Source organism: Pseudoalteromonas sp. GW168-MNA-CIBAN-0100 (genome assembly GCF_040309225.1).
In the GTDB taxonomy this organism is placed as follows: domain Bacteria; phylum Pseudomonadota; class Gammaproteobacteria; order Enterobacterales; family Alteromonadaceae; genus Pseudoalteromonas; species Pseudoalteromonas arctica.
The window spans coordinates 1-229 of the sequence record NZ_JBEOOL010001207.1; the positions used below are offsets into that span (position 1 = coordinate 1).

The following is a 229-nucleotide window of genomic DNA, read 5'->3' on the forward strand; positions in this document are numbered from 1 at the left end:
CCATCTGCTACTGCATCAAGTGCTAAGTAACTTAAAAATAAGCCACCAAATACCAGCAGTACTACTTGTAAAATATCGGTATAAGCAACGGCTTTCAAACCACCATAAAGTGAATAAGCGACTGAAAATAAGGCTAAAAAGATCATTCCGTACATCCAGTCAACACCGGCAACAGTTTCTATTGCTAAACCACCAAGCCATAAAACAGCGGTTAAATTTACAAATACAT

General features: G+C 37.6%; 1 protein-coding gene. It reads right to left on the reverse strand.

From position 1 onward, the window contains the following. A partial coding sequence (locus tag AAEY62_RS25240) for a sodium:solute symporter family transporter (protein WP_502935581.1) occupies window positions 1-229 on the reverse strand: 229 nt, incomplete at both ends.